The organism is Crocosphaera watsonii WH 8501 (genome assembly GCF_000167195.1).
GTDB classification, from domain to species: domain Bacteria; phylum Cyanobacteriota; class Cyanobacteriia; order Cyanobacteriales; family Microcystaceae; genus Crocosphaera; species Crocosphaera watsonii.
This window is the reverse complement of sequence record NZ_AADV02000169.1, coordinates 1-9,441: the sequence shown is the minus strand read 5'-3', so window position 1 is coordinate 9,441 and position 9,441 is coordinate 1. Positions and strand designations below refer to the sequence as shown.

Here is a 9,441-nt window from a genome sequence, read left to right as displayed (position 1 = left end):
CCCCCCCATTTGCAAATGATTATCATTATCGTTCATTCTCAATAAGCTCTCTGGTTGCCGACAATTGTTTAGGGTCGGGTAACAGAGAAAAACCGCTCTGGACTTACTTTTCAACCTACTTGTCACCCCGTGAGATCTTTTAGTCTGGCGATCGCCTTTGCTTTGGTGTATTCTATTTTTCCTTGTCGTAAAGCTTCTAACACATCTAAAGGCAACCTAAGTAAAGGAAGACGATTACTGACAAAAGACTCCCATTCCATGCGTCCTAAGTCATGGAATACCTGTTGGACAATTTCAATTTGCTCATTACTGATAACGTTATCAGTAATTTTTTTTGCCACCATGTTCTGCATTTTGTACAGCAGGGAACTGACAGCAAAATAGTCGGGCAGTTGAAGACGGTTAGCCAGCAGTTGGAGAATCGCTTCGGTTTCTTCAACTGGGTTTAAGTCTTCTCGTTGTAAGTTTTCTACTAGGGCGATTTCTAAGGCTTGGGAGTCGGTTAAATCACGAATGGTGACAGGAACCGTATCTAGGTTGGCTGCAACGGCTGCACGATAACGTCTTTCTCCTGCGACTAATTCATAGACCCCTGGTTTTGAGGGAATGGGGCGAACGAGTAGATTTTCTAAGATGCCGTAAGTTTTGACTGAAAGGGAGAGTTGGTCTAGTTTTTGAGGGTCAAAGTAACGACGGGGTTGTGTTTTAGGGAGGATAATGGCGTTGAGTTTTAGGGTTTGAGGCGTTGAGTCTGTTTCTTGGGTTCCAAAAAGAATATCGAGATTAGCTTGTGCTTTATAGGGTTTATCGCTTTTAGAAGTCATTTCTGTGTTAAGAGGAGTTTAGTTATGGGGTGATGAGTCTTTGTAATTTCATCTCTATTTTAAAAGTTGGCTTTTAAATTGAGGAGCATTTATGATTACTGATAACGTTATCAGTAATTTTTTTTTGGCAATTACCTCGGTGAAAGCCGAGGTAGGTACAGGCAACAAATAACAGTGTTTTCTGTTCTTTTATAACTCAGGTTAATTGTTCTAAGTCAGCAGCTATTGCGTCTAAGCGTTTAAGAGCCGAATTTTTAGGCTCGTAGATAGCTAAAGGGACTTGTTCTTCACTAGCATCAACAAAGGCGGTTAAGCGAGGAATCGGTTCATAGACTTTGCCTATTTGACCGTATTGTTCTTGAATCGCCTTGAGGGTACGCTTATCTTGGGAATTGGTGGTGGCGAAACGAGAAGGGATAAAGCCAGCGATTTGTAATGATTTATTACCTCGTTTTTTGATTCTAGCAATGGTTTGTAAGAGTAAGTTTGTGCCTTGAAAGGCTTTGAAATGGGTTTCAATGGGAATGAGAACATGGGTGGCAGCCACCAGACTGCTATAACTGAGTAATCCCAGACTGGGGGGACAATCAATCAAGATAAAATCATAATTTTCTTGAAGGGGGGCGATCGCTTCAGATAGTCTAACTTCACGGAAATCGAGGTTAACCAGTTGGATCTCAGCAGCACATTTAGTGATATTAGTGGGAGCAAGATCCACGCCATGAATATCTTTGAAAATAAATAACGGTTCTTCGTTGATTAACGCATCAAAGGGGGTTTTTTCGAGGGTATCTGGGTCAACTCCCATAAAGATTGTTAGGGAAGATTGGGGATCAAGATCGATGAGAAGAACCCGATGGTTGTGTTGCTGAAGATGGTAGCCTAAATTTAGGGTTAGAGTAGTTTTGCCAACCCCGCCCGCTTGGTTAAACAGAGCTATGATTTTAGTCATGGATGATCGAGGCTAATCAAGGCTGACACGACTCTTTGAAAATTAGCATAGCATTCTAATGAGCAATAAACGAATTGATTAAGTCTAAATAGTGACTTTTCAATAATTAACATCTTTATATCATCAGGGTAAATCTATTTTTTGGGAAATATCTAATGATCAACGGATTTTCTTTTATAGGTTATTTGACAAGCCTTACATAATCTTAACTGTTGAAGTCGATTGCTAAAAGAAAAAATATTATTCTTGTTATGTTGTTGAAACAGGTTAAGACCCTGACTAAGAATAATCTGCCAGCCATGTGTGGTGATAATTTGACAACTATCGTCTTGGATTTTAGTAGGATCAACTTCCCAAGTTAGGACAATTCCAACTGCTGAACAAGATTTAGCAATATGATTTAAAGCCTCATATTGTGTGTTTACCTGAAACTCATCATCGGTGGTAATTAGGTGAATTAATATCTCTTCTTCTTCTAACTTAAACTTAATAACAGTTTCTAAAAATTCTATAAAATTATCTATTTGATGTGAATTTTTAAGGTTTGGTTCTATGATGGTGAGTTGGTTCACATTTTGAATATAAGGGCCAAATAAACAATCAAAGGTAATTCCTTTTTGGTTTTCCTTAATTATTATCGTTTGTTCTGTAAGGTTGTTATGACTGTTGAAGTCTAGGGGTGAAGTTATTGTTGAGTCAAGATTTTCTGTCGGAATAGTCTTATTGTAATATTGAGGATATTCCTGTTCTTCAAGAGTCATAACATCTTGAGAGTTTCCAGATTCATTTAGATAAGCAAATTGTACATTAGGATAAGTAGCGTCCATTCTAATTAACTGATCTTTGACCCTCTTACGTCCCTCAATGGCAAATTGAAGAATTTCCTCCATTTCTAATAATGTCGCTTCTCCAGAGGGAAAGAGCAATTTCATTAAACCCGAAAAAGTTTTATGAATACCATCTCTATCCCTAGCTGAGATATCCGAAGTCAAAGAAAAGTATTTTTGATAACGATCTGAATAGTCATAGCTACGAAGGAATCTGAGAATTTCGGCCAGATAATCTACAACAAAACCATAACCAGAGGAAAACATTTCTCCTCGAATAATATCCATTTCCCACCCTGGAATATAACAGTGTATCCGGTCTAGAAAAGCAGAATCATAAAATTTTTGGGGTAAATCTGCGAATAAATCACTGTGTTTAAGCATATAAAGCACGGTATGTTGAGTATTGCCTACAAATACTAAAGAAGATTCTGCCCCTAGGGTTTCAATTCCACGAGAAAAAGACTTGTTGGCCATATAATTTTTCATAATATCCACAAGCGCCTTATCCACACGCTTTTGTTTTCCTGCAAATTCATCAAAAGCAACCACATCCCAATAACCAACTAGACCAATTTTTCCTGTGGCGTTATTGACAAATAATTTAGGAACAGTCACTTCTCCACCTGAAATTAAAATCCCATGAGGTGAGAATTCAGAATATATATGGGATTTTCCTGTTCCTTTGGGACCCAATTCAATTAAATTATAATTGCGCTCACAAAAAGGAATGAGGCGAATAAGTTGAGTAAGCTTAGTTCTTCGACTCAAAAAATCTGGATTAAAACCGATACTTTGAATTAAAAGGTCAAACCATTCGTCTGTAGTAAATTGTTGGCGAGCTTCTAAATAATTATCAAAATTAAAGTCAGATAATTGAATAGGTTTTAGCGAAGATAGAAGCCAAGGACACGCTTTATTATCTTCTACGAAGTCATATTCAATCTCAGCAATAGACCACACTCCGCTAACAAGAAGCTTGGGATGAGCTTTGACCGTACTTGAATCGACTAAAACTTTTTTAATCCCTAAATTAGCAAAAGTAGCTTCATAGACATCTGCTTTATCGTTTAAGGTTACGCTAATTTTATCAATGATTTTGTAACGTCCTTTCTCTTTAATATTAGAACGGACTAACCCTGCTTCATTACGATGAACATAATGCCTCCGTAAAATCTCCTTAACGGTTTCAATCCCTGTTTGAATTGAAGCTTCATCGTTGGTGGCGCAATACTGTCCAAGTAAATATTCTAAAACATAGGAAGGAACAATAGCGTTGCCTTTAACTTCTTTAACGAGGTCTTTTCTGACAACTAATCCCTCAAAATACTGATTAATTTTTTGGTCAAGGTTACTCATAGTTTGTGATTAGTGGAAAGTAGAGAGTGGGAAGTAATCATATATTTAAGACATTACTGATTGCTATAGTTAAGGAAAGGAAAAGTTAAAAGATAGAGAGTATAGTCATATTTAATCAAGCTTAAAATAGGTGATTAAGTGGACTGAGACACTTAAAAATCGGGAGCATCCCATTTTTGTAAATCTCTCAAAGCGACAGGAGATAAAGGTTTCAGCTATCCTAAATCGGCTAATTTGCTTTCATTGGTATGCTCCCTAAAAATCAAAATCACTGGTAAACGAGCGACGGATAGTATAAGGAACCGATTTGTATTCTGTGAAATGGGAAGTATCAGTTAATTTTTCTTCTAATCGTAAAAATACCTCTTGATTATTAATATTATTTGCTGTACTGGTTAAGATAAATCTTAGCTGAAATTCTCGTTCTCTTGGATTTTCCGAAGCAGAATCAAAAGTAAGGTCATGGAGATCCGAAATTAACTCTCCTGTTTGAGTATAGATACCTGCTTTAAGAATTCGGGGTTGAACTTTGTCCGTGGACGGTTCTTGTTGATAGAAAGTAACTGCTAATTGTCCAGAGGTTATTGTTGAGTTAGAATTACGAATGATTTCCACTTGTACCGTAGAAAGATCCCCTCGTCTTTTTTTATTAACTTTGACAACGGGAATAATAATTTCTTGAAGGGTTGCGCCTCCGTGAACAAAACGGCTACCTGAGCCTTTGATTCGTAAACGATTAATAGATTTAGGAATTTGCATTTCTAGTTCTCCAACTAAACCAATATCTTTTGCTTTAAACTTCCGTAGTCCCTCTGATTCTTTTAATTCTTGACCTATTATAAAACGTCTATTTTCTTTAATAACTTTATTCCCATTTACTTCAGCATGAGAAAAATCACTATCGGCGATCGCACGATGTTGATAAATAAATCCATGATCCGCCGTAATCAATAAGTTACTGGCATTAGCCCCTGTTAGTTTTTTAATGAGACGAATAAGGTCAGAACAAGTATTTTCAACCGCTTCAAAAACTTGTTCTTCTGTCGCTAATTTATCTCCTATGTTATCAATTCGATTGTGATAAACATAAACTACATCATGTTCTCGAAATAAGGAACGACTTTCATCACCGTTTAAGTTGATTAGGTCTTTTGCTTGAATAACCGTTGCTTTTTTTTGTCTCTTTTCAAACGCTTTTTCGAGAATTTTACGACGGTTTTCAGTACCTTGGGAACTATAACCATCTACATCAACGATCGCTTGGGGGTGATCAATAATTTCTAGTGTGTCATGGGGAAGAAGTGCTGCCATTCCCAATTGCGTATAACTTGGTAACAGAGTAACAGCAGCGTCGAGAGTGGCTTCATAACGATCTTCTTGACGAATAAGACTAACCAACTCATCACCAATTTCATATCGTAAGGCATCGGAAATAATCACACAGACTTTTTTATCTTTTTTGAGGAAAGGTTCTACCCACTTCAAGAAAAAACGTCTTTGAGATGGCATTTCAATGCTTTGCCATTTCTCAATACTATCTATCATGACTTGCCAATGATTATTAAGTTTTAAAAGATAGTGATTTGAATATAGGTTTTCTATTTGTTCGCTTAATTGTTCTGTGAGAGTGGGATTAGCAGATGTATTTACATGGAAAATAAATTTACGGTAGAGTTGGTCAAGTTTAAACCAAGATTGGCAATATTTTTCAAAACCGTCTTTGATGGATTCGATGGATAAGTTAGCTTCATCTAAAACGTGAATAAACTGGGAGCCATAATTAATAGCTTCATAAAAATGTTCAAATTCTCCATACCAGTGTCCTTGTTTACGTTGACGTACAATATTTGTTACCTCATGAGTAGCAATAGTTCGGTTGCTAACAGCTTTAACTAAATCATGAATAATCTTTTGGTCGATTAAACGAAAATAATCAATTTCTAGAAGTTCTTGATAATCTCGCTGGTTAAGTTTTTCTTCAATCTTGAGAATTTCAGCACACTGATGGGATAAGTCTTCAAAAGACTGCTCAAATTGACGGCTATCTTTCCATCTATTGAGAAAAACAATAGCGTCTCCTGTCAAAGTTCCTTGTTTTTCTACGGCGGTAGTATAACAAGATTTAAACAATTCTATGACAAAATCTTTGATACTTAATTGTGGGGAACAGTAGCCATAAACTTGTTTCATTTGTTGCCAAAGAAACTCGGTTAATTGAGTGCGATCGCAGAGTTTAATTTTTTCGTTTTTATCCTGAGCATATTCTTCTAAGAGTCGTTCTAAAATTGAATCTAGGCGTGGTTCAGCAGTTGTACAAACAGCAAACATTTTGAGACGAATAATGGTTTTAGTATCCTGTGGTTGCAGTAACTGTTTTAGGGCTTCTCGACGTTTATTTGACCGAAAGAATTCACTATAAGACTCAATAACATCGGTAAATTCTAATCCTAATTCTAATTCTGTTAACCAGAGGGATACTTGATCAGTGCTAAATTTTCCCTGTGCTAATTGTACATCTAGCAACCAGTTATCTAGATAGTCTGGTTCTTTTCCTTCATGGTACAGTAGAAATTTTTGTTGAGGTTGTTGTCGTAAAACTCGGTATTTTATGCCAAATTCATTATTATTAATGTAAATTTTTTCAATGTCTGCTAACTCTAACTTCTCAAAATCTGAACGCAGTTCTTTTTCGGGATCATACCAGAAAACAATACGATGACGTTCAAACAATTTATGTAGTGCTTGACTAATATTTTTATCCAAAATTAACCTCCAAAATCAATGCGCCAGATATTACTGGCAACTTTAGCTAACTGTTTTTGCCGAGATTGGATCTTTTCTCCATTCCATGTATCGTAATGTTCTGCGATCGCTCTTGTCATCAAAAAGTCACTGTTTTGATAAACTTCTCGTTTAATAGAATAGTCTCCATTGCCTAATTCTCGGTTACGGGCAGTTTCTAAGGGAGTCATATTACCTAAACGATAAATAAGACGTTCTTGTTGGGGTTCTTCGATATAATCCCATGTTTGACCAGGATTTTCCGGGAGAATATGTTCTAGATTATAAGTGGCACTTTCAAAGTCAAAGGTATGTCCGTATCGTTGTTTTTCGATTTCAAACAAAATATAACGGACAATTTTTTTATTACGACTACTGGTGGTTCGTAGTTCTTTTTCGGAAAAAGCTGCCTGAAATGAGGGCTCTTCTGGGTATAAATCTCGCAATATCTCTAAAACTTTTCGATAGGTATTGTATTGTCTCTCAAATATTTTCCAAGCGATGTCATTATAAAGTCGTTCTTGCTCATTACTAGGCAAGCTACAGATAACATTGTAGCGAAAGGAGATAATGGAGATGGCCTCTAAAATTTTGCTAAAGGACTGACGATCTGCCTCAAAAAAAACATGATAACTACTCATCAGCATTGCCAGGGGTTGACGCACACTAAACATCTGTAGTTGTCTTAAGGCTTGTTTTTCCTTTTTTTGCCAACGTTCATCCTGTGCATCTCGTAAAGCTGCATAAATATCGGCCGAAAGATCCAAGTCTCTCACTAATTTAAAAGCTTGTTCACGGTTAGTAATCTCACGGCGAATGGTTTTAAATAAATCGGATTTTCTGACTAATTTATGACGACTATTCCAATAAACCCGCAAAAATTCGGGAAAACTTTCACTTCCTAATAACCCGACTATCCGTTCCCAACGTTCTTCGAGAGATTTTAACTCAGTTTCGTGGGTTTGGGCGGTACTGATCACAGAAAATAAGTAATTTTTTAGTAAATCTGTGGCAGATAGGCGAACACCTCGCGCATTAAGGGTTTCAAAGACTTTAAAAGCGTTTAATTCATCGGTAACGGTAATAACGGTAAAAAATAATTTATCGACGAGAGAATCAATAAAAGCGGCTAATTTTTCCCCACTATGGGGCTGTGTACCTAATTTTGTCTTAAAACGACTTTTAAACCATTCAAAGGCTTTGCGTAACAGGTGTTCTGACGCATTTAACCCTCGACGGGGTAGGGGTTCAAGGGGAACGAGATAAGTTTGATAAAAGCGATTATTATGGCGATTTAGTTCTAATTTTGAGCGAGGAACCAGACTGACGGGATCTACATAGCCAATATAACTATTTTGTAGTTGTTCTTTACGGCGACGGTTTCTGTCTGCATCAAGGTTGTCTTTTACTAAGTCTTCTAAATAGGCTAACCCTGCGAGAATCATGATACTCAGGGTTGTCATTCGTTGTTGTCCATCAATAATAGCAAATTGTTTATTGTTGGAGGATTGTAGGACTAAATACCCCATATAATGGGCTGGTTCGCCATCTTCTTCAAATAATACTAGAATATCTTGCCATAGGTCATCCCATTCATCTTCTGTCCAAGAATAATCTCGTTGAAAGGGGGGGACATGATAGGTGAGTCCATTACCTAGCAGTTGGCGAAAGGTGAGGTTAGCGGTGTTAAAGTTCATTTTATTTTAACTTAATCCTGTCACTTTTTTTAGGGCTTTACCAAATTGTTTATAGTTGACTTTTACGCCATCGTCTAGGTCAATTTCTTTTTGTTTAATGGCTAAGGGATAGAGGGTTTCTTGTTCATATTCTTCTAATTCGTTGAGCATTTTCTTGATTTGTTCTGTTTCTCTTAAGGCTTTGGTTTTTTCTGTTTTGGATGCACTAGAACTAATTTCAATTTGTTTGAGGGTTTCTAGTCTTGCTTGTAGTTTAGTCCGAAATTCTCGCAGATATTTATTAAGGACAATATTAAGGGTATCAGGGCGATAGCGATGGAGATATATTAAGGCGTTAAATGTTCCTTTGGGGCTACTGAATAACCAATATATAGGACGTTTTTTATAGCGTTTAACATGGTCATTATAAAAGTCTTTAAGAAAGTATTTTTCAATGTCTTTATTAATTGCTTCTTCAATAAAGTTAAGGTTTGCTTGATAGTTTTTTTCTCCAAAAGTGACACGCAGAAATTTACGGAATTGTTCGTTTATATCATCAGTAAACCAGTCACCTTCGAGGATGGGAATAACGTTGGTTTCTGTTGGGGTAAATGTGGGGTTAGGGATTTGTTTTAGGTAGTCTTGTAAGGTTTCCCCTTGGTTAGCTAAAATTAAGCCTTCTTTATCAAGGGAATAACGCCCAAACATACAACCGACAGCATAAGAGATAAATTCTTTGATAGTATCTGCTAAGAGTAAGTTTTCGAGTTCTTCTTGGGGTTTATCGCTGTTATAACGATAATGGGGATTACAGGTTACAGTTATTTCGTTTAAGGGAACATCGGGGTTTAATTCGTCTTGTAATCCATAAGCTTCGATAACTATACGGTTATTTTCTTCCTCTAGTTTCTGCCATTCTAAGGTCATTTCTTTGCCATTGTTGGCGGAGAGTTCATAGGTTAGCACAGGGGTGTACAACTCCGAATAGCTATCTACTGTCAACGGGGAAGGTACTAAATTCC

6 protein-coding genes are annotated in these 9,441 nt (G+C 36.8%); all 6 read right to left on the bottom strand.

Going from position 1 to position 9,441, the window contains the following annotated elements; translation table 11 throughout:
* Nucleotides 1–122: 122 nt before the first annotated feature.
* The gene (locus CWATDRAFT_RS27165; RefSeq protein WP_007308003.1) at nt 123–824 is read right to left on the bottom strand and encodes a ParB/RepB/Spo0J family partition protein; all 702 of its coding nucleotides are present in this window, start codon (nt 822–824) and stop codon (nt 123–125) included.
* 196 nt (nt 825–1,020) lie between these two features.
* Nucleotides 1,021–1,776, bottom strand: coding sequence for a ParA family protein (locus CWATDRAFT_RS27160; RefSeq protein WP_007308002.1), 756 nt, complete (start codon nt 1,774–1,776; stop codon nt 1,021–1,023).
* A gap of 152 nt (nt 1,777–1,928) precedes the next feature.
* The gene (gene brxL, locus CWATDRAFT_RS27155) at nt 1,929–3,962 is read right to left on the bottom strand and encodes a BREX system Lon protease-like protein BrxL (protein WP_007308001.1); all 2,034 of its coding nucleotides are present in this window, start codon (nt 3,960–3,962) and stop codon (nt 1,929–1,931) included.
* A 255-nt stretch (nt 3,963–4,217) separates the two neighbouring features.
* Entirely contained in the window at nt 4,218–6,725 is a 2,508-nt protein-coding gene (gene pglZ / locus CWATDRAFT_RS27150) for a BREX-1 system phosphatase PglZ type A (RefSeq protein WP_007308000.1), read from the bottom strand.
* A gap of 2 nt (nt 6,726–6,727) precedes the next feature.
* Entirely contained in the window at nt 6,728–8,440 is a 1,713-nt protein-coding gene (locus tag CWATDRAFT_RS27145; protein ID WP_007307999.1) for a DUF262 domain-containing protein, read from the bottom strand.
* Between the two features lie 6 nt (nt 8,441–8,446).
* The coding region (locus CWATDRAFT_RS27140; protein ID WP_232287213.1) for a BREX-1 system adenine-specific DNA-methyltransferase PglX at nt 8,447–9,441 on the bottom strand (995 nt) is incomplete at its 5' end.

Coding starts and splice junctions, on each gene's coding strand:
- CWATDRAFT_RS27165 (WP_007308003.1), bottom strand. CDS start 824: ATGACTTCTAAAAGCGATAAACCCTATAAAGCACAAGCTAATCTCGAT.
- CWATDRAFT_RS27160 (WP_007308002.1), bottom strand. CDS start 1,776: ATGACTAAAATCATAGCTCTGTTTAACCAAGCGGGCGGGGTTGGCAAA.
- brxL (WP_007308001.1), bottom strand. CDS start 3,962: ATGAGTAACCTTGACCAAAAAATTAATCAGTATTTTGAGGGATTAGTT.
- CWATDRAFT_RS27145 (WP_007307999.1), bottom strand. CDS start 8,440: ATGAACTTTAACACCGCTAACCTCACCTTTCGCCAACTGCTAGGTAAT.